This is a genomic window from gamma proteobacterium symbiont of Lampromicra miyakona (assembly GCF_059730895.1).
Window position 1 is genome coordinate 3,024,998 of record NZ_AP035932.1, and the last position, 20,847, is coordinate 3,045,844.

The window sequence follows — 20,847 nt, forward strand, 5'->3', positions numbered from 1 at the left end:
AAATCCCTGGATTATTTCTTACTGCTACTGGCAAAAAGTGAGTGGAAGAAGCTGTACAGCGCGTCGCCCGCAATGAATCCAGCGGCCATCACCTCCATCGGTGAACGTCCACGCTCGCCCCATACGCGCAGGATCAGGACACGTAACGCAATCCCGACCAGCACCGCCCAGCCTGCGGCGGCATTGTTGATTAACAGACCGGTGGCTAACAGCACGCCGAGCTGGCGTTTAGGCCCGCCGATCAGCTGAATAATTGCTCCCGGAATCGCCCACATCAGCAGGCTGCCAGCAATGCCCGGCTCCGCGCCGGCCTGAATGGTTTTGGCGTAAACGCGCGCCACCGGCGGCAGCAGGTTGTCGACAAAGAACAGGTTATGCGCATACCACACCACCGGAATTGCGATGACGAAAGCGATCATCGCGGCGATCAGCTGGATGCGGCGGCCCCACAGCTCCTGCTGCACATCGGCCCCGTTACCGCGCAGAATAAAGCCGGCCTTCAGGTCATAGCCCATATCAGCGAAGGCTGGACCGGTGGCCGCGGTGAAGCCGCACAGCAGGCACAACGCCAGCGGCGGGAAGCCGAGCAGGATGCCGAGGATCAGGGTGATCAGCGCCACCGCGAAGGCCGGAAACCAGCCCGAGTGCATGGCGGCGATGCCGACAATCAGCTCATGCACGAAGGCGGCAAAGGCCGCGTAGATAATAAACAGCAGCAGCATCGGCAGGCCCATCTCGCTCCACAGCCCGCCGCCCAGCGCCAGCAGTGCCGAGATCACGATATAGCCAACGGTTCCCAGGCCGAGCGCGCGTTTGACTTCGTTGTCGCTGCGGCTGACGTTGAGGTTGTCGTGACGGCGACTGCGAATCACCTGCACCACCTGAATCAGCGCCACCAGACCGGCTCCGACCATGACGCCGTGCGGAATGTACAGCGCGTTAATATCGATACCAGCAACCGGTTGCGCATAGGCACGCAGCAGGAAGCCGATGCCGAGCATGGTCAGCGCCCAGATATTGCCAATGAATGCCGTACCAAAGGCGGACATCGGGATTTTCAGCATCGAGCCCGCGACGCCGCCCACGATTCCGGCCACCAGCAGCCACGCCTGCCGACCGCCTTTATCACCGGCTTTAATCGCTTCTGCCGCTGCCACGCCCGGTGGCCATGCATTGCTGGCCGGAAACACGCGCGTATCAAACAGACGATACAGCAGCCACGCATCCAGCAGCATTGCCGCGCTGACGCCGACAAACAGCGGCAGCACCAGCTGCGGCTCACCCAGCGCCCACGGCACGGCAATCGGCATCAGCAGGCTATTGGCAGCGCCGAAGGTGGCGGAAGAGATAGCGGTCTGTGCAAGGTTTTGCACTTCAACCGAACGGTAGCGGCGAAACCACTGCAGTGGAATGCGCGCCAGCAGCATGGCAAATAGCGCGCCGATAATAGAAGTATTGGGCGTTACCCCAATAGTTGTGATCAGCTGTACCCCAATGATGGCCCCTGCAACTGACAGCAGAACCAGCATCAGGCCCACGCCAATATTTTTTATTGGATTATCCAGACGCATATTATCCCCGTATTTTCACCCTGTAGAAAACGCGCAATGACATTGTGCCCGACACGCGGAACCTCAACGTTTTATTCATCGTTCCCTGATTATTGAAATAAGCAGGTCCGAAGACCTGCTATTTCCCCGGTGTGGCGCGAAGTATTACGCCTTGAAATCAAATTAGGGTTGTCCTGTTTTATTCAGGACGCTGCGCCGTATTTTTCGGCCATCAGTGCAGCCGTTGCGCGCAATTCGCTGAGCAGCGCTTCCGGATAACCCGGGGCCGCTTCCTGCGAAAGAAATGAGAGACACAATGCGGCACTTTCACCGCGGTGTTTATTGGTTACCGCTACGGCAAGCGAGCTAATGCCAGGCAGCGTTTCATTGCGTGCCAGTGCCCAGCCCTGCTGACGAATCAGCGCCAGCTCTTTGCACAGCGCATCGATATTCAGCGGTGAATTGATCGACGCGGTTTGCCAGTTATCGCTGAAGCGCGCGCGCACCTCTTCATCGCTCAGCTGCGCTAACAGCACGCGGCCGGTCGACGTGCCGGTAACCGACACCCGTGTACCAGGCGGCGTCACCAGCTGGGTAAAGAAGCGACCGTGGTACATGCGCATCACCAGCACATCGTCACCGTCCAGCACCGAGATATAGCCCATGCAGCCGCTGCTGGCCGCCAGGCGCGCCATCGGCGCCGATGCGCTGTCAATCAGCGGTGTCGAAAGATAATGCCCGGCAACGGACAACAGCACGCGGCCAATCTGAAAACAGCGGCTGTCGGGATCGCGCTCCAGTAAACCTTCGCTTTCCATGGTCGCCAGCAGGCGCGACACGGTACTTTTCGGCAGCCCCAGCGCCTCCACCACCTCGGTAAAGGTCAGGCCGGGATGGCCCTGCGCCACGCCAAAGCGCTGAAACAGCTTAAGCACGGCGGCGGCATTTTCGAGTGTGGTCATGGCGCTGGTTTCACTATATGGAACTGAGTTCCTGTATCGATAACCCGAAAGTAAAACGCGACGGTTTATCGGTCAAGCGCAAATTTTGCACCGGACAAAACGCAGGGTATTTAAGGCAGCAGAAAATAAGGGCTAAAGGCAAAATAAAAAGACGTTATCAGGCAGGAGAGCGATTAAACAGAAAAGACGGCAGCTTTTATCGCCGTAATTAGCGCATCAGGGAAAATAAAAAATCTATTTAGCGACCGGACGTAATTACGCTAAAGCGGGCATCCCTGCCCGCCGGGATTATTCTTTTTCCACATCTTCATAGCGGTCTTTGGCATCCTGCGCTTCCGCTTCCGATTTATGTTCGCTAATTAAGGTATCCGGACGTGGATGGTCGGCCCGTAATTCATACCAGGTGACGGTATTGCCCGCCTGCCCTTTTTCAACGGCAACAATGCGCGCTTCTCGCGGATAGGGTGGTCTGGTTGGCATCGTTTTCCCTCTTATGTCAGGTTTCCACACAGACAGCGGTGATCCTCTGCCTGCTATTCAGTATAGACAATCGAGGATCGCTGTAAAAAAGAGGGAGAATTCTTAGGCAGTTAGCTGGCGCGGGCGAGAGAAAGCGATTGCAGAATATGTTCCACCACCTGCTCCGGTGCCTGCATCGCGTTGACTTCATGGTGCGCGGCCTGACGATAGAGCTGCGCGCGTTCACGCAGGATATCTTCCATCTCTTCCGCGATGGGCCGGCCGGTCAGGGTCGGACGCTGTGCCGCTTCTGGCTGACGCTCCAGCCGATCGGCCAGCACGCCAGAGGGCGCGTTGAGCCAGATGACCTGGCCATGCTCGCGCATGAAGTGGCGATTGACGTCAGCCAGCACCATGCCGCCGCCGGTGGCGATTACGCTGGCAGGCGCGGTAACTGCCCGCAGCGATTCACTTTCACGCGCGCGAAAGCTGTCCCAGCCTTCCGTCGCCACAATCTCTGCCACGCTGCGCTGTGTGGTGAGCTGCAGGTGATGGTCGGTGTCACGAAAGGCATAGCCCAGCGCTTGCGACAGCGCCTGGCCAATAGTGGTTTTACCGCAACCGCGTGCGCCGATCAGATAGATGGGTAATGACATCCGGGCTCATCCTCCGCCGTAGTCTGCCGCGCGGGCAACGTCATCAGGTCAATAATGCGTCGCATGATACCTGGATTTTATTTTATCAGCCAGCCGCGAAGCACGAATTACGCGTATTTCAGCGATAGCCAGTGCCATTCTCATGATTTTAAACGGAAAAACGATGCGCATTTCGTGCATCAGGCGATTTGTAAGCGCGGGGCAACATTTGCTTACCAGGCCGCTGATTTACTTTCTGTCACGCAGCCCGCATATACGCTTTATAGTTCAGGCAACGGACGTCCTGTTGGTCGCCTGAAGAACAACACGCTATGCCTAACCGGAGGTTCACCATGCAGAGCCAGGAACAACAACTTATTGAAAGCCTGTTCAGCCGTCTGAAACAGGCAGAAAGCCAGAGCGGCCCGCGTGATGCTGGTGCCGAACAGTTAATCAATCAGCATTTACAGAGCCAGCCCGGTGCGCCCTACTACATGGCGCAGGCGATCCTGATTCAGGAAGCGGCGATGAAAAAGCTCAACGCGCAGGTGTCTGAGCTGGAGAGCCGTCTGGCGCAGGCGCAGCAGCAGGCCCCACAGCAAAGCAGCGGCGGTTTCCTGTCGAGCCTGTTTGGCGGCGGTTCACGCCCGGCGCAGCCGCAACAGCCGGCATGGAACAGCGCACCGCAACAGCCACAATATGCCGCACCGCCTCAGCAGCAGTATGCTGCACCGGCACGCGGTACCGGTTTCCTGGGTGGCGCACTGCAAACGGCTGTCGGCGTGGCCGGCGGTGTGGTGATGGCGGACATGCTCACCAGCCTGTTCCACCATTCGCAGCCGGAAGAGATCGTCAATATCATCAACGAACCGGCGCTGCCGCAGGTGGATGATAATCTGGACACCTTCAACGGCAATGACAGCAACAATGCCTTCCTGAATGACAATTCAGGCTGGGACAACAACAGCTTTGCCGATAACAATGATTTCAACGATTTCGGCAGCGGCGGTGATTTTGACGACGACGACAGCTTCGTCTGATTAACGCTGACGTAACCATTTATCCAGTTCGTTGGCAAACTGCTGGCGGTCACGTGGGCTTAATGCCGACGGGCCGCCGCTCTGAATGCCGCTGGCGCGCATCGTTTCCATAAAATCGCGCATGGTCAGGCGCTGGCGAATGGTATCGCTGCTGTAACGCTCCCCGCGCGGATTCAGCGCTGCCGCCCCTTTCTCCAGTACTTCTGCTGCCAGCGGAATATCGCCGGTAATTACCAGCTCGCCCGGCTGCACGCGTTTCACAATCTCGTTATCGGCCACATCAAAGCCGGCAGCTACCTGCAGCGTTTTCAGAAACGGCGACGGCGGTACGCGCAGCGGCTGGTTAGCAACGAAGGTCACGGTGATTTTGGTGCGCTCAGCGGCGCGATACAGCACCTCTTTGATGACATTGGGACACGCATCGGCATCCACCCAAATCGACATGTTTAATCCTTATTAACGGGCAATGCCTGCGATCTTGCCGCGCTGACCGCGAATGGCAAATGTTATTTGTGCGCGACTTGTTATTCACCGCCGCTGACGTAAGCTAACCCACTGAGAAAACCGAACCACGTAAAGGATAAAGCGATGCTGGAGAAGAAAATCGGGTTTGTCGGCTGCGGCAATATGGCGAAAGCCATCATCAGCGGCCTGGTGAACAGCGGGCAGATCGCCCCGGCCAATATCTGGGTGCACGATCGAAAACCCGACACCAACCAGGCGATGGCGCAGCAGTATGGCGTGACGGCGGCGGAAAGCGTCGAGAGTCTGGCACGTGAAGTGGACATTCTGTTTGGCGCGGTGAAACCCAACGTGATTCTCAAAGTGCTCAAGGATCTGGCTGGCCAGCTGAAGAAAGATGCGCTGGTGGTGTCGATTGCCGCAGGTGTGACGCTGGATTCGCTGGCGGCGGTGCTCGGTCACGATCGTAAAATCATCCGCGTGATGCCGAATACGCCGTCGCTGGTCAATGAAGGCATGACCTCTATTACGCCGAACGTGCTGGTGGAACCGCAGGAAGTGGACGAGGTGGTGACCATTTTTGAAAGCTTCGGCAAAGCGGCGGTGGTGAACGAGTATCTGATTCATGCCGTGGTGGGTGTCAGCGGCTCGGCACCGGCTTACGTGTTTATGTTTATCGAAGCGATGGCAGATGCCGCCGTGCTGGGCGGCATGCCGCGGGCGCAGGCTTATCAGTTTGCGGCGCAGGCGGTAAAAGGTTCTGCCCAGATGGTGCTGGAGACCGGCAAACATCCTGGCGAACTGAAAGATATGGTGTGCTCACCGGGCGGCACCACCATTGAAGCGGTGAAGGTGCTGGAAGAAAAAGGCTTCCGCGCTGCGGTGATGGGCGCGATGCAGCAGTGCATGGCGAAGTCCGAGGCGCTGAGTAAGCAGTGATGGTGCGGGTTTCCCCTCACCCTAACCCTCTCCCGCAGGCGGGAGAGGGGACTGTTGGGTGCTCGTTTGTCTCTTCCGCAGGCGGGAGAGGGAACTGTTGGGTGCTGGCTTCAGGATCAGCCCTGATACGCTTCAAACAGCGCCAGGCCTTGTTCCAGCGTCATTGGCTGCTGCATCTCATGCACCAGCGCGGCGGTGAGCGTATACATGCCGGCTGAACACACTGCCGCAATCATGCCCTGCTGGCAGTAAAAAGCGATAAAGCGCTTGTCCTGCAGCGATCCCAGCAGGCGATAATCGTCCCACTCCTCTGCATGCCCCAGATACTCATAGCGGGTGCCGTAATGCGCAGTCCAGAAGAACGGCACGCGATCGTACATGATGCGTTTGCCCAGCATATTCAGCGCGGCAATGCGCCCCTGCTGATGCGCCACGCGATAGTGCTCAATGCGCTGCACGCCACGCGGCGTGAGATAGCTGGCAATATCCCCCGCGACCCAGATGTTTTCACTGACCCGCAACTGACTGTCGGCCAGCAAGCTGCCATCCTTCTGTAAGGGCAGGTCGTGAATAAAATGGGTGGCCGGCACAATGCCGGTGGCAAACAGCACCTGGCTGGCTGGCACGGTTTTGCCACCTTTGAGCCGCACGCCACTCACTGCGCCTTCGCCGCTCAGCGCTTCCGGTTCACCCTCGACAAACTTCACGCCGTTGCTGCGGTGCAGCTCATAAAAATGACGGCCAATCTCTTCGCCGAACTGGCTGGCAAACGGCAGCGGATGACGCGCCACCACCGTGACATCAATGTCGCGGTTTCGCAGCGCACCGGCCACTTCCATACCGATAAAACTGTTGCCGATAATCACCAGCTGCTGCGCCTCATCCACCTGCGAAATCAGCGTGTCGGCCTGGCGCAGTGAACGCAGCAGGTGCACGCCATCCAGATCCTTGCCCGGGATATCAAGCGGCTGCGGCACGCCGCCAGTCGCGATCAGCAGCTGGTCAAACTTCACCTGCTGCCCGTCTTTCAGCACCAGCGTCTGCTCCTGCGCCTTCAGCTGCACCACCTCCCCCTGCAGCCACGCCACCGGGCCCAGCACATCCTGTTTCAGCAGCCTGGGTACCTCGTCGATGGCCATCTTGCCGGAGGGGACAAATTTACTCAGCGTGGTGCGATCGTAAGGGGCGTCGCTTTCACGCTCAATACGCACAATCCGGCCGCTAAAGCCTTCATCGCGCAGCGTCCAGATCGCGGCACTGCCCGCCGCGCCAGAGCCGAGAATCACGCATACCGGCGCTTCACCCTGGGCTACCGGCGCACTGGCCGGCGACATCGCCTGCGGATTGATCAGCACCTGCCCCTGTTCAATGCGCACCGGATAACGTTTGAGATTGGCCAGCGCCAGCGGCTCGCACATTTTGCCATCGCGCAGCTCAAACACCGCCTTATGCCACGGACACACCAGTTTGTCGCCGCACACTGCGCCCTGCTCCAGCGGTGCGCCCGCGTGCGGACATTTTGCCTGCAGCGCCTGCACGCGGTCGCCGTCGCGAATCAGCACCATATCCGTTTCGCCGACGGTCACTTTAGTGGGTTTACGCTGCGCCAGCGCCTTGAGTTCCACGACAGATTGATAGCTCACGGTTCGCCTCCTTCGGGGTTATTCGTCTGATACGACAATTCCTTACAAAGAGTAAGTGTGGCAAAGCGTGAGGATTTAGCAGGAGAAACAAAGCGAAACGGCGGTTAACTGACTGTTAAACCGCCGTTTTAAGCGGCACGAAAGGATCAGAAGAACACGCTGGGCACGATGATCAGCGCGAAAATCGCCACAATCAGTCCATGTTTGACCCAGTAATACAACCGGCGATTACGTTTCTTCAGGTTCTGACCGGCATCGCGCAGCGCATAAACGTATTTGAAGATGCGGTTGAGGAAGCCGGTACGATCGTTTTCGTCGTTGGGCGACGCCGCTGCTGACATTAACGTCGAGCCCACCCAGTGATTGACCGCCTGCGCCCAGCGCCATTTCATTGGCCGCTCGATATCGCAAAACAGGATGATACGCGTCTGCTCGCTTTCATTCTGCGCCCAGTGCACGTAAGTTTCGTCGAAGATCACCGCCTGACCGTCGCGCCAGCTGTGGCGCTGACGATCCACTTCAATAAAGCAGCGATCGTCGTTCGGCGTTTGCAGCCCGAGGTGATAGCGCACCGAACCGGCATAAGGATCGCGGTGTTTGCCCAGATGGCTGCCCGGCGGCAGTTCAGCAAACATGGCCGCTTTAACGCCGGGAATGTTGCTCACCAGTTCGGTGGTTACCGGACAGAGTTCGCGCGCTGACGGATGTGCATCGCTATACCATTTTAAATAGAAACGCTTCCAGCCACGCTTGAAGAAGGTATTAAATCCGGCATCGTTATGCGTCTGCGCCGCTTTAATGTGATCCTGCAGGCGAATGGCTTCATCGCGAATCACCTGCCAGTTATCGGTCAGCTGACGCAGCTCAGGAAAATCCTCAACCGGAAAATAGGGCTGTTTAGCCGGCAGTCGCGACAGCCCGGTCATAAACATATTGATCGGCGCCATAAAAGTGGAGTGATCAAATAACTGACGGGAAAACTTTTGCTTTTCCACGCCGCGTGAGTGGGCGTAAAGCACACTAATAATAAATACACCAATAATGATCGCAGCGACCATACAACAGGTTCCTTATGTTGCACGTAAAGCCGCTCTGGCCACGGTTAAGCGCCAGAGAGACTGGATGGGGAGAAATGGAATTTTATGTAAGGATTTTGTAAAGTTTTGGCAACGCGTGCCGTTTATGACAGAAAAAATACGTCGCGCATTAACCCTGCGAGTGCGGACACAAAAAAGCGGCCCGCAGGCCGCCAGAGGTTTAAGCACTCTTCTTCAGACAGCTGCTCATAAAGGTTTTACGCGCATCGCCGCTGAGTTTTTTCTCTCCTGCTTCGTTATTACAGCTTTTCATTTTCATCTGCTGCGGCGTCATATTGCCCATTTTGCTGTCTTTCTTCAGGCATTCGCTCATAAAGCTTTTACGCGCATCGCCTTTCAGATTTTGCGCGCCTGCATGCTGATTACACAGCGTCATTTTTTCCTGCTGCGCGGTTTTCTCCGCCGCGCCCGCACCGCCAGCCAGCAGCAGGCCTGCTGCCATTATTGCCACAAGACACGATTTCATTGCCGGTTTCTCCGTGTGATTATTGCCTGTTAAGCATGGCACGGAATAAGCAAAGCGGAAAAAAATCTATGCGCGTACGGCGGGATTATTCGCGCGGGTGGTTGAGCAACTTTTCGACGTAATTGCGCAGCATCAGCGCGTCCGGATTTTCCTGCACGGAAGCGGCGGGCGGCATCGCGCGATCAATACCCGCCGCGATGTCGCTAACCTGGGCGGCATCCAGTCTGCGCAGCATGGCGGTGAGCACGATTTCCAGCGCCTCAACCTGGACCACTAATTCTTTAGACTCTTCTTCTTTTTCTGCCAGCTTGAGCAGGAGTTCCGCAATCAGGTTTTTCATGCGATGGACTCAGTCAGAATGGGAAAACAAAAATTAGCATTGGCAGGATTAAAACAACAAGAATTTTTGCCGGCCAGAGGAAAAATAATGGTTAGCCGAAGCGTAAAAAAAGTGGCTGAAATTCAATATATAACGGCGAAACGTTTCACTGACAAAATACGCCGCAGATAAAACGTTTCGCATCGCTGCATTAATTATGCACTGGCGCTAAATTAACGCGGACCCTGATACCCATGGCCGGGACCGCCACCGCCAGGACCACCCCAACCTCCGCCGCCGCCCGGCGGCGGAAAAAGACAACCGCTTAACGCGGACACCAGCGCTACAACAGCAGCGAGCTTAACGATACGGATCATATTGACCTCAGGTTGCTGAAATTGCGCTGAGTGTATGAAGCGGCGGTTAACACGACAATACAGAATGCTCCGCAACCCGGCGCTATTCATGCCTGCTCACCACGCTTAACGTTTTAGTGGCAAGAAACCGCTAAAAAAGCCTCACAGACCGCGCAATACATCAGCTTAAGTTACAGCGAACGCTGTGCCGCAAACGTCAGTGCTGCTCGCTGTGCGCGCAGTAACAAAATTGCGCGCTGCGTCTTTACAGCTAACGCCATTTCACGCAATGTGAGCGCAATACAATTAATGAGATCTCACTATGACCTTAGCGGCTGTTTCTCTGAGTGAAGTGCTGGCGCGCCGTGACTGGGAAAACCCGGTTATTACCAACCTGCATCGCCTGGACGCGCATCCACCCTTTGCCAGCTGGCGCGATGAAGTCAGCGCGCGCGATGGCCATTCCTCACCTGCGCAGCAGCGGCTGAATGGTCAGTGGGCCTTCAGCTATTTTACCGCGCCGGAAGCGGTGCCGCACAGCTGGCTGCTACAGGACTTACCGGACGCCGCAACGCTGCCGGTGCCTGCCAACTGGCAGTTGCACGGCTACGACGCGCCCATTTATACCAACGTGCAGTATCCCATTCCGGTCAATCCCCCTTTGGTGCCACGTGAGAACCCCACCGGATGTTACTCGCTCACATTTAAAGTTGATGACGGCTGGTTAAGCCAGGGACAGACGCGCATCATCTTCGATGGTGTCAACTCGGCCTTTCATTTGTGGTGCAACGGACAGTGGATGGGTTATTCGCAGGATAGCCGCTTACCCGCCGAATTTGATCTCAGCCACGCGCTGCAGCCGGGAAACAACCGTCTGGCGGTCATGGTGCTGCGCTGGAGCGACGGCAGCTATCTGGAAGATCAGGATATGTGGCGCATGAGCGGCATTTTCCGCGACGTGACGCTGCTGCACAAACCGGACACCCGCCTGAGCGATGTACAGATCGAAACTGCGCTCAGCCCGGAATATCTGCGCGGCGATTTACGGGTGAGTGTCAAAATCCATGCCGGCGCGCGCCCGCTCAGTCAGTGTCGGGTGCGCGTCACGCTATGGCGCAACGGCGACTGTATTGCGCAGCACGAACAGCCGCCGGGCAGCGTCATCATTGATGAACGTGGCCACTATCCGGAACGCACCCTGCTGGTGTTGCCGGTACTGCAACCGCTGTTGTGGAGCGCCGAAACGCCTCATCTCTACCGCGCGGTCGTTACGCTGCTTGATGATGCCGGCGAGGTGATCGAAGCCGAAGCTTATGATGTGGGTTTCCGACGCGTCAGCATTGAGCACGGCCAGCTGTGCCTCAACGGCAAGCCGCTGCTGATACGCGGCGTTAATCGTCATGAGCACCATCCCGAGCGCGGTCAGGTGGTGGATGAAGCCAGCATGCGTCAGGATATTGAACTGATGAAGCGCCACAACTTTAACGCGGTGCGCTGCGCTCACTATCCTAACCATCCGCTGTGGTATCGGCTGTGCGATGAGTACGGCCTGTACGTGGTTGACGAAGCCAATATCGAAACGCACGGCATGCAGCCGATGAACCGCCTCTCCGACGACCCGCGCTGGTTTGCCGCCTATAGCGAACGCGTAACGCGCATGGTGCAACGCGATCGTAACCATGCCTGCATCATCATCTGGTCGCTGGGCAATGAGTCCGGCCACGGCAGCACGCACGATGCGCTGTACCGCTGGGTGAAAAGCAGCGATAGCACGCGCCCGGTACAGTATGAAGGCGGCGGTGCCAACACGGCGGCCACCGATATTCTGTGCCCGATGTATGCGCGCGTCGATCAGGACCAGCCCTTCCCGGCGGTGCCGAAGTGGTCACTGAAAAAATGGATCAGCCTGCCGGATGAAGCGCGTCCGCTGATTCTGTGTGAATACGCCCATGCGATGGGAAACAGCTTTGGTGGCTTTGCCAAATACTGGCAGGCATTTCGCCAGTTTCCGCGGCTGCAGGGTGGCTTCGTCTGGGACTGGGTCGATCAAAGCCTGACGCGCTATGACGCACACGGCCAGCCGTGGCAGGCGTACGGCGGCGATTTCGGTGACACGCCCAACGATCGCCAGTTCTGCATGAACGGGCTGGTGTTTGCCGATCGCACGCCGCATCCGGCGCTGTTTGAAGCACAGCGCGCCCAGCAGTTTTTCCGGTTTACGCGCGATCCCGGCGATGCGTATCGCGTGACCGTCACCAGCGAATATTTATTCCGCCGCAGCGACAACGAACGGCTGCGCTGGTGGATTGAGCAGGACGGTGTAACCCTCGCGCGCGGTGAATGGGTGCTGGATCTCGATGCCGAAGGCAGCCACACCTTTACCGTGCCCGCGCCTGAAGCGCTGCAGGGTGAAGCGTGGCTCAACCTCACGGTGCATCAGATCGCCGCCACGCCCTGGTCTGAGGCGGATCATCGCGTGGCCTGGGATCAGTGGGCGCTGCCGGCCGCGCTGCCGGTTACGTTGCCGCCGCTCAGCGCCTGCACGCCCCAGCTGGAAACCAATCACAATCTGGTGGCGGTGGTGCTGCCCACGCAGCGCTGGCACTTCTGTCGCCGCAGCGGCGCGCTGCTGCAGTGGTGGGTGAACGATCGTGAAACCATGCTGACACCGCTGGAGGAGTGCTTTATTCGCGCACCGATCGATAATGATATCGGCACCAGCGAAGCTGCCAATATCGACCCTAACGCCTGGGTCGAGCGCTGGAAACGCGCGGGCTATGATCGGCTGCAAACAGAGCTGCTGGCGATGCAGGTCGACAGCCTGCAGCACGGCGTGCAGATTGAAACCTGGCATCGCGTACTGGGTGAGGGTCAGCATCTGTTTACCAGCCATAAGCGTTATGGCATCAGTGGCGATGGCGAACTGACTATCAGCGTCGATGTACAACAGGCCGCTGGTCTGCCGCCGCCCGCGCGCATCGGCCTGCGCTGCCAGCTGGCTCAGGTCCCGCACCAGGTGAGCTGGCTGGGACTGGGGCCTCATGAAAACTATCCGGATCGCCAGCTGGCGGCGCAGTTTTCACGCTGGCAGCTGCCGCTGGCGGCGCTCAGCACCGGCTACGTCTTTCCGGGTGAGAATGGCTTGCGCTGCGGCACGCGCCAGCTGGATAGCGGCAGCTGGCAGATCAGCGGCGACTTTGCCTTCTCGCTCAGCCGCCACAGCCTTGAGCAGCTGCGCGCCACCTCGCACCGCCATTTGCTGCAGGACGAACCCGGCTGCTGGCTGCATCTCGACGGCTTCCATATGGGCGTCGGCGGCGACGATTCGTGGAGCCCGAGCGTCAGCCCGGAGTTTTTGCTTTCTCAGCGGCGCTGGCACTATGCGCTGACGCTGCGTCAGCCGGTTTAGCGGCGGCCGCCGGGCTAAGGGGTTTCAGCTCGGTTTTTGGCCGGCGATAGAAGCGCTGCAGCAACAGCACATTGAGCAGGACGACGACCGCAGTAGCGAAGAATACCCAGCGGTAACCGGTGGCGGCTGAGACCGCTGCGCCCAGCAGCGGTCCGGCGACGTTACCGAGGTACATGAACGACTGGTTATAACCAAAAATACGGCCGGTGACGTTATCGCGTGAATGACGCACCAGCAGGGTTTGCACCGCCGGCATCATCGCGCCATCGGCAAAGCCGAGCAGAAAGCGCAGGACGCCCAGCTGCGTGGCGCTGGTGACAAACGACATGGCAATCAGCAGCAGCAGCGAGGCGATCATGGTCGCCAGCAAAATACGCTGGGTACCGATGCGATCGCCGAGTTTGCCGAGACGCGGTGCGGCGATGAGTGCCGACACGCCGGGCAGCGCGGCAATCACACCACTGAGAAACGCGATATTCTGCGCATCCGGCGCCAGCTCACGCACGAACAGCGTCAGGATAGGATTCACCGAGCCGTTACACATCTGAATCACCATGGTGGTGACGAACAGGCAGAACATCAGGCGTGGATTATCGAGGCTGCGCATCACCTCACGCCCGCTCAGTTTGTCCTGCTTGCTCACCGGCGTGTAGCCGGTCTCCTTAATCAGAAACAGCGTCACCAGAAAGCTGACCATCAGCAGTACCGCGGTAACGATAAACACCATGCGCAGGCCCAGCCAGTCGGCCAGCAGACCGCCAATCATCGGCCCGAGGATCACGCCGCCAATTTGTCCGGTCGACACGCAGCTCAGCGCCCAGCCGCTGCGCTCACGCGGCACCTGCGCGGCCACCAGCGCCATGGCGTTGGGAATATAACCGGACGTCAGTCCCATCAGCGCGCGCAGCAGCAACAGCTGCCACGCCTGAGTGACAAACGCCTGCAGCAGAATCACCGCGCCCATGCCAAACGAAGCGCGCAGCAGCATCAGCTTGCGCCCTTTGCGATCGGCAAGGCTGCCCCACAGCGGCGCCACGGCGGCAGAAACAATAAAGGTGACACTGAAGGTCAGGCCTGACCAGATACTGAGCGCGTTGCCGCCACGGATACCCAGCTCTTCCACGTAAAGCGGCAGGAAAGGAATGATCTGACTAATGGCCAGGCCGGTAAAAAAGCAGCCAAACCAGACGGATATCAGATTGATCTTCCAGGATTCGATGGAGCGTAGCATGAGCACAGATGTCAGAAAAAATGAAACGAGGGTTCAGTCTAACAACCTCGTAACATTACCGGACGGCAAAACATGGCATGAGGATGAAAACGCAGTTTTTCGCTGCCGGGCGTGATTCTGCTCACAGCAAATAGGGCGATGCCTCACTTTTGTAGTGTCTTTATGTGCGGTTACCTGGCATAAGGCCCGATAAGCGCATCGCGAGAGACGGCAAACGTGAAAAAATATGACGATTCGTTACTGACAATATTCCACACCGCATCTATGTTTAAAAAATCACCAGTTATCACTGGCGAGGCGCTGCCCGTCCTGGACAGTCCGCATGCTTAATTCAGGTTTTCAGTTGCTGCCCGTCGTGGGTGGCAGGCTTCGTTGTCTCTGCGGAGGTCGGCTATGAGAACGCACCATGACAGCGCCAGTCGGGCGATTACCGACTATTTCAACAGCCCCGCCTGGCACGCGCCGCACGAGAGCGATTTGCTGGCCGCCATCATGCGCGAGCTGATGGATGATGGCCAGCCCGCCACCAATAAAGCGGTGATTGCCCGCGTGATTACCCGGCTGGAAGTGGAAGGCGATGAACAGCGCCTGCAGAGTTACCGCAACCTGCTGGCGCAGCTGTTAGAAGCAGGGCCGCAAAAATAGCGGCCCCGGAGATTATTTCACCACCCGCAGCTGGTCGGCTTCGCTGACCACTGCTTTACCGCTCTGACGCTGATACAGGCACAGTTCCCGCCCCAGCTGATTTTTCATGTGCTTTTGCGGATAGCGGCCTTCGAGCAACAGCGCATCGTAGCCAACGCTGTCGTCGTACATCATCGGCTTGCCTACCACTTTCACCGCTTTCAGACCGCTGGCCTGCACACACGCCTGCTGCAGGTTTTTATCGTGCTGCTGCCATGCCGCCTCGCTTGAGGCCTGCGCCAGCGGGCTGAGCAGCAGCGTCAAACACAGCGTTCGGGTCAGGTATTTCATCGTCACTCCTGTAAGGTCAGTCTGTTATTGCTGCCTGTACGCCTGACGCCGCAGAACCGCGATTAAACGCGCGCTATGGCGGGGGCAATATGGCGCAGCAGGCAGGTTATAGCGAAAAAAATTCCCGCCGTAGCGGGAAGAAACAAGACGAGCATTGCATATTCGAGAGTGACGAGGAAATCTCCGTAATGCGCAGCTATCCTCGCCCGCCGCCGTGACAGCCCGATGACAATGCCGTGTCCGTTTGGTGTTACCCGCAGTAAACCCGGGAAATTTTCCCGTTCTGATCGCCGAGGAAATTCAGGCGGCGCAGATTGAAGTCCATGGTGGCGGCACCGTTCCACGGAATCGCGCGCACCGGTACGGCAAAGCGCTGGGTATCAAGCGCGCTCAGCGGCTGACCGAGGTAGTTCTGATACTGCGAGGCACCGCACTGGTCGGTTTCCGGATCGTGGCTGACGGCGTGACTGCTGTCAGTTTTACTTGCTGACTGACAGGCCGTTAAGGCGAGCATCGCCGTGAGCAGCAGCGCTTTTCCATAATGGTTCACAATTTTCTCCTCCTGGATAATGAACAAGCGGTTCCTGAGAGTAACAAAGCGTGCCGCCGATGCGAAAATTTTTCCAGCAGACTGGTCGCATTGCGTGACAAAAGGCGCGATTTTCTGCTCACATTTTCGGATTAATCGCACGCCGTGTCTAAAAATCACCCGCGCAGACGCTACAATTATCTAAGACTTTTCTGAGGAGATAATGATGGAACTGGCTATTTTTATCGGCTTCGCCATCGTGATGACCTTCGTGGCCGTCCGGGTGCGTTAAGCCTCGTTAATTTTCTCTCTGCCGTTGTGCACCAAACGGTGCCAGCGGCATCCTCCGCGCCAGATAAGTGATTCGGTTCCCTCTCCGCCTGCTCGCCTGCGATGAAAGCGCAAGCTACCATGCCGCGCATCGCCTGTGATGAGACGGTCGGTTAGCGCCGCGACTGTGGCGTATCTGAACCGGCGAAAATCTCCGCAAACGCACCTCGACAGCACCGATCGCCGTTGCTACTATGCGTCTTCCTCTGCCCGCTGAGTCGCCTATGGACACCCAATCCGACAAAGTTACGTTGACCCTGTTTTACGTCGGTAGCTTTGTGGTTTATTACCTCGTGACCATGCTGATTACGCTGTTTCCCAATTACGGGACGCTGCGCAATAACGGCTTGCTGGTGCCAGTGCTGTGCCTGTTTGAATTTGCCGTGATTTATCCCCTGTACCGTTTCTACTGCCAGCGCCGCAGCGACATTCCCCTGGGCTTTCTGCGTCCCGGCCAGGCACTGCTGTTTATCGGCGCGCTGTTTGTACTGATGGTGGCGCAGACGCAGTTCCTGCAGCCGGAAGGCTGGCTGATTGAACAGAGCCAGCAGGGACGCAGTTCAATGCTGATTCTGCTGCTCACCGCCGTGCTGCTGGCGCCGGTGTTTGAAGAGGTGCTGTTCCGCGGCTTTCTGCTGCAGGCGTTTTTGCTGTGGGCGCCTAAAAGCCGTTTTGCCTGCATGTTGCTCACTTCGCTGCTGTTCGCTGCGTTACACACACAGTACGTGCACTGGGAAACTATCGTTGCGCTGACGCTGTTCTCGCTGCTGCTGTGCTACGCGCGTCTGCGCAGCAACAGCCTGGCGCTGCCGATTTTTCTGCATACGCTGAATAACCTGATCGCCATCCTGCCCGCCTGGTTCTACGCCTGATCCCCCTCACTGTTTGCTAACGATGCCATTAATTTCCCTGCATTTTCAGGTACTATCGCTTTTTAGCCTGCAGGAATGATGGTCGAAGCGCTGATGATTACTATGCTGGATGTGGCCCGCAAAGCGGGCGTTTCTAAAGCCACCGTGTCGCGCGTGCTGGCGGGCAACCGCTATGTCAGCAAATCCACGCAGCAGAAAGTGTTTCAGGCGATAGAGGAAACCGGCTACCGCCCGAATCTGCTGGCGCGCAGTCTGGCGACGCAAAAATCGCAGAATATCGGCCTGATCGTCACCCATTCGCTGTTTAACGGCCCCTATTTCAGCGAGCTGCTGTACCAGACGGCCACGCTGACCAATAACTATGGCCGCCAGCTGATCCTCGCCGATGGCAAAACCAGCGCTGACGATGAGCGCGCGGCAATCGAGTTTCTGCTCGATCTGCGCTGCGACGCCATCATTATCTACCCGCGTTTTCTCGACACCGCCGCGCTGGAAGCGATCATCGACCAGCACGATATCCCAATCATGGTGGTTAACCGCCGCCTGACGCAGCACGCGGCGAACTGCGTCTGGGCTTCGCACCAGCAGAATACCCGCGATGCGGTGAACTACCTGATTACGCGCGGTCACCATGACATCGCGTTTATCACCGGACTGGCGGGATCGCCCACCGCCGCCGCGCGTCTGGCTGGCTATCAGCAGGCGCTGGCCGACCATCAGCTGCCGTATGAAGCGGCGCGCGTACTGCCGGGCGCGTGGACGCCGGAGAGCGGTCAGGCTGCGGCACGCCAGCTGCTGAGTGCCGGCGTACCGTTCAGTGCGCTGATGGCCAGCAATGACGATATGGCGATTGGTGCCGCGCTGGCGCTGAGTGCGGCGGGCAAACGGCTGCCGCAGGATGTATCGCTGATGGGCTTTGATGATATTCGCATGGCCGAATTTTTCCTGCCGCCGCTCACGACGGTTCACGTGCCGGTGGCGGAGATGATTCAGCACACGCTGGCGCAGCTGGTGGCGATGCTGGAGGGCGAAGCGTTTGCGCCCCTGCCGCCGTTCAGCGGACGGCTGATTGAGCGCGCCTCCGTGGCAGATGGACCATTTCGCCGCTCATAACGCCTGATCGCCGTCATCCTGCGTGACCAGCCACTGCTCCAGCTGCTGTAGCGTAGCAGCCTTAACGCTCTCCTGCGGGCGCACCAGGTAATAGGTGTGCCGGCCACAGTCCAGCTGGTAATCCTCCATGGCGATCAGCGTGCCTGCCTTCAGCTCCGCTTCCACCAGCACGCGCTGCGCCAGCGCAATTCCCTGCCCTTCAAGGGCGGCCTGATAGGCCAGCGCCGAACTTTCCATCTGCCGCCGGTGCGGCAGCGCGTCCATTTCCACGCCAAATGCTTCGCACCAGCGCTGCCAGTCATCAGGACGTCCGCGCACCAGCAGCAGGGTATGCTGCGCCAGCCCGGCCAGATGCATGCTGGCGCGCCGGTCAGCTGTCGGACGGCACACCGGCACCAGCACGTTTTTCACCAGCGGCGTGGCGTGCTGCTGCGGCCACGTACCGTCACCAAGCCGAATCGCCGCGTCGCAATCCACCGTATCGTCCCATTCCGACGCGGTCGTCAGGCGCACGTCAATCGCCGGATGCGCCAGCTGAAACTGTGCCAGCCGCGGAATCAGCCAGCGGGTGGCGAAGGTGGTGAAGGAGTGCAGCCGGATGACCGTGCGGCCGGCATTGCGCTGCAGCGTGGCGCTCGCCTGGCGAATACCGTCGAGGTGCTGGCTGATTTGCAGAAAATAGGCATTGCCGGGCAGCGTCAGTACCAGCCCGCGCCCCTGACGCTGAAACAGCGCCGTGCCAAAGTACTCTTCCAGCAGACGAATCTGACGACTCACCGCGCCTGGCGTCACCGACAGGCCATCAGCCGCTGCCCGCACGCTGCCGCTACGGGCGACATATTCAAACGCCAGCAAGGCATTCAGGGGTGGCAAATCACGCATCAGATAACCGTTCAGTTTTTCTCAATGATGGAGCAATTTTAATCGATTGTGGCGAAAAGGCCAGACGCGCATCATTTCTGCACAGCGGCAGCCAGCCCGATAACGCTGACTGCCAGATTGTCACATTGATTCTGACACTGGAGCACACTGGAATGATTAAAGTCACCAATCCTGCCGACGGCAGTCTCGTCGGCGAAGCACCGTTCATGCGCCACGACGAGGTCGCGGCCGCTATCGATCGCACCTGTGCCGCGTTTCCGGCATGGGCGGCAAAAAGCGCGAAACAGCGCAGCGACCTGCTGCGTGGCTGGTACGATCTGGTACGCGCCGATAAGCACCTGTTTGCTGAACTGATGGTCAGGGAGAACGGCAAATGCCTGAGCGAAGCGCTGGGCGAAATCGAGTACGGTCTCGGCTTTATTGAGTGGTATGCGGAAGAGGCCAAACGCGTCAACGGTGATACCCTGCCGTCGCACGATGCTAACGCCTCCGTGCTGGTGGTAAAAGAGCCGGTCGGCCCGACCGCGGCCATCACGCCGTGGAACTTCCCGTTTATGATGATCACCCGCAAAATCGCTACCGCGCTGGCCGCAGGCTGCACCATGATCATCAAACCGGCAGAAGAGACGCCGCTTACCGCGTATAAACTGCTGGAGTATGCACGTCAGGCCGGTATTCCCGCGGGCGTGTTTGAGATGGTGACCGGCGATCCGCAAGCCATCGGCGAAGCTTTTACCAGCGATACGCGCATCCACAAAATCTCCTTCACGGGATCTACCCGCGTCGGCAAACTGCTGGCGCAGCAGTGCGGGGCCACGCTGAAAAAGATGACCATGGAGCTGGGCGGCAACGCGCCGTTTATCGTGTTCGCCGACAGCCCGCTGGAAGAGAGCGTGGCCGGGCTGGTCAGCGCCAAACTGCGTAACTCCGGCCAGGTGTGTATTTCGCCTAACCGCATCTTTGTGCATGACGCGATTTACGATGCCTTTGTGCAGCAACTGGTGAAAACAGTCAGTGAGATCCGTGTCGATCAGGGTATGCAGCAGGAATTTGTGGTTGGCCCGCTGATTAACCGCATGGCGCTCGATAAAGTCACCGCGCTGGTGGATGATGCGGTTGCACAGGGGGCGACGCTGCGCCTCGGCGGCAAGCCACACGCGAAAGGCGGGCTGTTCTATGAACCCACCATCCTGTGCGATCTGGACGCCTCGTTTGCCGTGCACAACACCGAGATTTTCGGACCGGTATTTGCCCTGTACCGTTTCAGTGATGAAGAGCAGGTGATTCGCTGTGCTAACGACACCGAATACGGTCTGGTGGCCTATGCGTGGACGCGGGACGTTGGCCGCGCTTTCCGCCTGTCGAAAAAACTGGAAGCCGGCATGGTGATCCTCAATTCCGGCTCAGTCGGTACGGCGTCAGTGCCGTTTGGCGGTATCAAGCACTCCGGCTACGGCCGCGAGGGCGGCCATTACGGTATTGAAGAGTATGTGCAGGTAAAATATGTGCTGATGGCGGGACAACACCGCTAATCACGCTGCTGGCGCGGCGGCGACCCAGCAGGGATGCCGCCGCGCC

Annotated in this window: 22 protein-coding genes; 9 read left to right on the top strand and 13 right to left on the bottom strand. The window is 58.4% G+C overall.

Features of this window, described 5'->3' with window-relative positions; genetic code table 11:
- Positions 1-11 precede the first annotated feature (11 nt).
- Together AC6I8P_RS14230 and AC6I8P_RS14235 are read right to left on the bottom strand one after the other, a co-directional pair.
- Positions 12-1,571, bottom strand: coding sequence for an OPT/YSL family transporter (locus AC6I8P_RS14230; protein ID WP_058769365.1), 1,560 nt, complete (start codon positions 1,569-1,571; stop codon positions 12-14).
- A 182-nt stretch (positions 1,572-1,753) separates the two neighbouring features.
- Positions 1,754-2,512 (bottom strand): IclR family transcriptional regulator, encoded by a 759-nt coding sequence (locus AC6I8P_RS14235; RefSeq protein WP_211726360.1) that lies wholly within the window; start codon positions 2,510-2,512, stop codon positions 1,754-1,756.
- A 17-nt stretch (positions 2,513-2,529) separates the two neighbouring features.
- On the opposite strand from AC6I8P_RS14235, the gene AC6I8P_RS14240 reads away from it, so the two are divergent.
- Positions 2,530-2,724 carry a hypothetical protein gene (locus tag AC6I8P_RS14240; protein ID WP_132466392.1) on the top strand — a complete coding sequence of 65 codons (195 nt, stop codon included), beginning with the start codon at positions 2,530-2,532 and terminating at the stop codon, positions 2,722-2,724.
- A 76-nt stretch (positions 2,725-2,800) separates the two neighbouring features.
- Here AC6I8P_RS14240 and AC6I8P_RS14245 read toward each other — a convergent pair whose 3' ends face one another.
- Positions 2,801-2,992, bottom strand: coding sequence for a YaiA family protein (locus AC6I8P_RS14245; RefSeq protein ID WP_021507229.1), 192 nt, complete (start codon positions 2,990-2,992; stop codon positions 2,801-2,803).
- Positions 2,993-3,102: 110 nt separating this feature from the next.
- A complete protein-coding gene (gene aroL, locus AC6I8P_RS14250; RefSeq protein WP_021507230.1) occupies positions 3,103-3,627 on the bottom strand; it encodes a shikimate kinase AroL in 525 nt (174 codons plus the stop codon).
- Positions 3,628-3,959: 332 nt separating this feature from the next.
- Between aroL and AC6I8P_RS14255 the strand changes: the two genes are divergently transcribed.
- A complete protein-coding gene (locus AC6I8P_RS14255) occupies positions 3,960-4,646 on the top strand; it encodes a DUF2076 domain-containing protein (protein WP_058775202.1) in 687 nt (228 codons plus the stop codon).
- Here AC6I8P_RS14255 and AC6I8P_RS14260 read toward each other — a convergent pair whose 3' ends face one another.
- Positions 4,647-5,090: a YaiI/YqxD family protein gene (locus tag AC6I8P_RS14260; RefSeq protein WP_498030682.1), complete on the bottom strand. Its 444-nt coding sequence runs from the start codon at positions 5,088-5,090 to the stop codon at positions 4,647-4,649.
- 144 nt (positions 5,091-5,234) lie between these two features.
- On the opposite strand from AC6I8P_RS14260, the gene proC reads away from it, so the two are divergent.
- Positions 5,235-6,047 carry a pyrroline-5-carboxylate reductase gene (proC, locus tag AC6I8P_RS14265; RefSeq protein ID WP_021507232.1) on the top strand — a complete coding sequence of 271 codons (813 nt, stop codon included), beginning with the start codon at positions 5,235-5,237 and terminating at the stop codon, positions 6,045-6,047.
- A gap of 116 nt (positions 6,048-6,163) precedes the next feature.
- On the opposite strand, the gene AC6I8P_RS14270 is transcribed toward proC, so the two are convergent.
- The 4 genes from AC6I8P_RS14270 to iraP form a co-directional block, all read right to left on the bottom strand.
- A complete protein-coding gene (locus AC6I8P_RS14270; RefSeq protein WP_264249262.1) occupies positions 6,164-7,690 on the bottom strand; it encodes an FAD-dependent oxidoreductase in 1,527 nt (508 codons plus the stop codon).
- A 146-nt stretch (positions 7,691-7,836) separates the two neighbouring features.
- Positions 7,837-8,748, bottom strand: coding sequence for a lipid A hydroxylase LpxO (gene lpxO / locus AC6I8P_RS14275; protein ID WP_021507234.1), 912 nt, complete (start codon positions 8,746-8,748; stop codon positions 7,837-7,839).
- A 199-nt stretch (positions 8,749-8,947) separates the two neighbouring features.
- Positions 8,948-9,253: a PsiF family protein gene (locus tag AC6I8P_RS14280; protein WP_058775199.1), complete on the bottom strand. Its 306-nt coding sequence runs from the start codon at positions 9,251-9,253 to the stop codon at positions 8,948-8,950.
- A gap of 85 nt (positions 9,254-9,338) precedes the next feature.
- Positions 9,339-9,593, bottom strand: a complete 255-nt coding sequence (gene iraP / locus AC6I8P_RS14285; RefSeq protein ID WP_021507236.1) for an anti-adapter protein IraP — start codon at positions 9,591-9,593, stop codon at positions 9,339-9,341.
- 18 nt (positions 9,594-9,611) lie between these two features.
- Between iraP and AC6I8P_RS14290 the strand changes: the two genes are divergently transcribed.
- Positions 9,612-9,764 carry a hypothetical protein gene (locus AC6I8P_RS14290; protein ID WP_155519908.1) on the top strand — a complete coding sequence of 51 codons (153 nt, stop codon included), beginning with the start codon at positions 9,612-9,614 and terminating at the stop codon, positions 9,762-9,764.
- A gap of 486 nt (positions 9,765-10,250) precedes the next feature.
- Complete coding sequence (locus AC6I8P_RS14295; protein WP_498030683.1) at positions 10,251-13,337, top strand: beta-galactosidase; 3,087 nt, start codon at positions 10,251-10,253, stop codon at positions 13,335-13,337.
- Here AC6I8P_RS14295 and AC6I8P_RS14300 read toward each other — a convergent pair.
- The gene (locus AC6I8P_RS14300) at positions 13,270-14,568 is read right to left on the bottom strand and encodes a multidrug efflux MFS transporter (protein ID WP_058757990.1); all 1,299 of its coding nucleotides are present in this window, start codon (positions 14,566-14,568) and stop codon (positions 13,270-13,272) included. The genes AC6I8P_RS14295 and AC6I8P_RS14300 overlap by 68 nt on opposite strands.
- 393 nt (positions 14,569-14,961) lie before the next feature.
- On the opposite strand from AC6I8P_RS14300, the gene AC6I8P_RS14305 reads away from it, so the two are divergent.
- Positions 14,962-15,213, top strand: a complete 252-nt coding sequence (locus tag AC6I8P_RS14305) for a biofilm development regulator YmgB/AriR family protein (protein ID WP_021313231.1) — start codon at positions 14,962-14,964, stop codon at positions 15,211-15,213.
- Between the two features lie 12 nt (positions 15,214-15,225).
- Here the strand turns inward: AC6I8P_RS14305 and AC6I8P_RS14310 are convergent, their stop codons facing one another.
- Positions 15,226-15,543: a hypothetical protein gene (locus AC6I8P_RS14310; protein WP_283341804.1), complete on the bottom strand. Its 318-nt coding sequence runs from the start codon at positions 15,541-15,543 to the stop codon at positions 15,226-15,228.
- A gap of 250 nt (positions 15,544-15,793) precedes the next feature.
- Positions 15,794-16,093 carry an I78 family peptidase inhibitor gene (locus AC6I8P_RS14315; protein ID WP_058758053.1) on the bottom strand — a complete coding sequence of 100 codons (300 nt, stop codon included), beginning with the start codon at positions 16,091-16,093 and terminating at the stop codon, positions 15,794-15,796.
- A gap of 533 nt (positions 16,094-16,626) precedes the next feature.
- Between AC6I8P_RS14315 and AC6I8P_RS14320 the strand changes: the two genes are divergently transcribed.
- Positions 16,627-17,274 carry a CPBP family intramembrane glutamic endopeptidase gene (locus AC6I8P_RS14320; protein ID WP_021507241.1) on the top strand — a complete coding sequence of 216 codons (648 nt, stop codon included), beginning with the start codon at positions 16,627-16,629 and terminating at the stop codon, positions 17,272-17,274.
- Between the two features lie 93 nt (positions 17,275-17,367).
- Positions 17,368-18,387 carry a LacI family DNA-binding transcriptional regulator gene (locus AC6I8P_RS14325; RefSeq protein ID WP_481658084.1) on the top strand — a complete coding sequence of 340 codons (1,020 nt, stop codon included), beginning with the start codon at positions 17,368-17,370 and terminating at the stop codon, positions 18,385-18,387.
- Here AC6I8P_RS14325 and AC6I8P_RS14330 read toward each other — a convergent pair.
- Positions 18,382-19,269 (bottom strand): LysR substrate-binding domain-containing protein, encoded by an 888-nt coding sequence (locus AC6I8P_RS14330; RefSeq protein WP_211726365.1) that lies wholly within the window; start codon positions 19,267-19,269, stop codon positions 18,382-18,384. The two genes, AC6I8P_RS14325 and AC6I8P_RS14330, sit on opposite strands and share 6 nt — an antisense overlap.
- Before the next feature lie 152 nt (positions 19,270-19,421).
- On the opposite strand from AC6I8P_RS14330, the gene AC6I8P_RS14335 reads away from it, so the two are divergent.
- Positions 19,422-20,801 carry an NAD-dependent succinate-semialdehyde dehydrogenase gene (locus AC6I8P_RS14335; protein ID WP_021507244.1) on the top strand — a complete coding sequence of 460 codons (1,380 nt, stop codon included), beginning with the start codon at positions 19,422-19,424 and terminating at the stop codon, positions 20,799-20,801.
- Positions 20,802-20,847: the final 46 nt, after the last annotated feature.

Coding starts and splice junctions, on each gene's coding strand:
- AC6I8P_RS14300 (WP_058757990.1), bottom strand. CDS start 14,568: ATGCTACGCTCCATCGAATCCTGGAAGATCAATCTGATATCCGTCTGG.
- AC6I8P_RS14230 (WP_058769365.1), bottom strand. CDS start 1,571: ATGCGTCTGGATAATCCAATAAAAAATATTGGCGTGGGCCTGATGCTG.
- AC6I8P_RS14240 (WP_132466392.1), top strand. CDS start 2,530: ATGGAACTGAGTTCCTGTATCGATAACCCGAAAGTAAAACGCGACGGT.
- lpxO (WP_021507234.1), bottom strand. CDS start 8,748: ATGGTCGCTGCGATCATTATTGGTGTATTTATTATTAGTGTGCTTTAC.
- AC6I8P_RS14310 (WP_283341804.1), bottom strand. CDS start 15,543: ATGAAATACCTGACCCGAACGCTGTGTTTGACGCTGCTGCTCAGCCCG.
- iraP (WP_021507236.1), bottom strand. CDS start 9,593: ATGAAAAACCTGATTGCGGAACTCCTGCTCAAGCTGGCAGAAAAAGAA.
- AC6I8P_RS14260 (WP_498030682.1), bottom strand. CDS start 5,090: ATGTCGATTTGGGTGGATGCCGATGCGTGTCCCAATGTCATCAAAGAG.
- AC6I8P_RS14335 (WP_021507244.1), top strand. CDS start 19,422: ATGATTAAAGTCACCAATCCTGCCGACGGCAGTCTCGTCGGCGAAGCA.
- AC6I8P_RS14305 (WP_021313231.1), top strand. CDS start 14,962: ATGAGAACGCACCATGACAGCGCCAGTCGGGCGATTACCGACTATTTC.
- AC6I8P_RS14235 (WP_211726360.1), bottom strand. CDS start 2,512: ATGACCACACTCGAAAATGCCGCCGCCGTGCTTAAGCTGTTTCAGCGC.
- AC6I8P_RS14280 (WP_058775199.1), bottom strand. CDS start 9,253: ATGAAATCGTGTCTTGTGGCAATAATGGCAGCAGGCCTGCTGCTGGCT.
- AC6I8P_RS14320 (WP_021507241.1), top strand. CDS start 16,627: ATGGACACCCAATCCGACAAAGTTACGTTGACCCTGTTTTACGTCGGT.
- AC6I8P_RS14245 (WP_021507229.1), bottom strand. CDS start 2,992: ATGCCAACCAGACCACCCTATCCGCGAGAAGCGCGCATTGTTGCCGTT.
- aroL (WP_021507230.1), bottom strand. CDS start 3,627: ATGTCATTACCCATCTATCTGATCGGCGCACGCGGTTGCGGTAAAACC.
- AC6I8P_RS14255 (WP_058775202.1), top strand. CDS start 3,960: ATGCAGAGCCAGGAACAACAACTTATTGAAAGCCTGTTCAGCCGTCTG.
- AC6I8P_RS14330 (WP_211726365.1), bottom strand. CDS start 19,269: ATGCGTGATTTGCCACCCCTGAATGCCTTGCTGGCGTTTGAATATGTC.
- proC (WP_021507232.1), top strand. CDS start 5,235: ATGCTGGAGAAGAAAATCGGGTTTGTCGGCTGCGGCAATATGGCGAAA.
- AC6I8P_RS14325 (WP_481658084.1), top strand. CDS start 17,368: ATGATTACTATGCTGGATGTGGCCCGCAAAGCGGGCGTTTCTAAAGCC.
- AC6I8P_RS14295 (WP_498030683.1), top strand. CDS start 10,251: ATGACCTTAGCGGCTGTTTCTCTGAGTGAAGTGCTGGCGCGCCGTGAC.
- AC6I8P_RS14290 (WP_155519908.1), top strand. CDS start 9,612: ATGGGAAAACAAAAATTAGCATTGGCAGGATTAAAACAACAAGAATTT.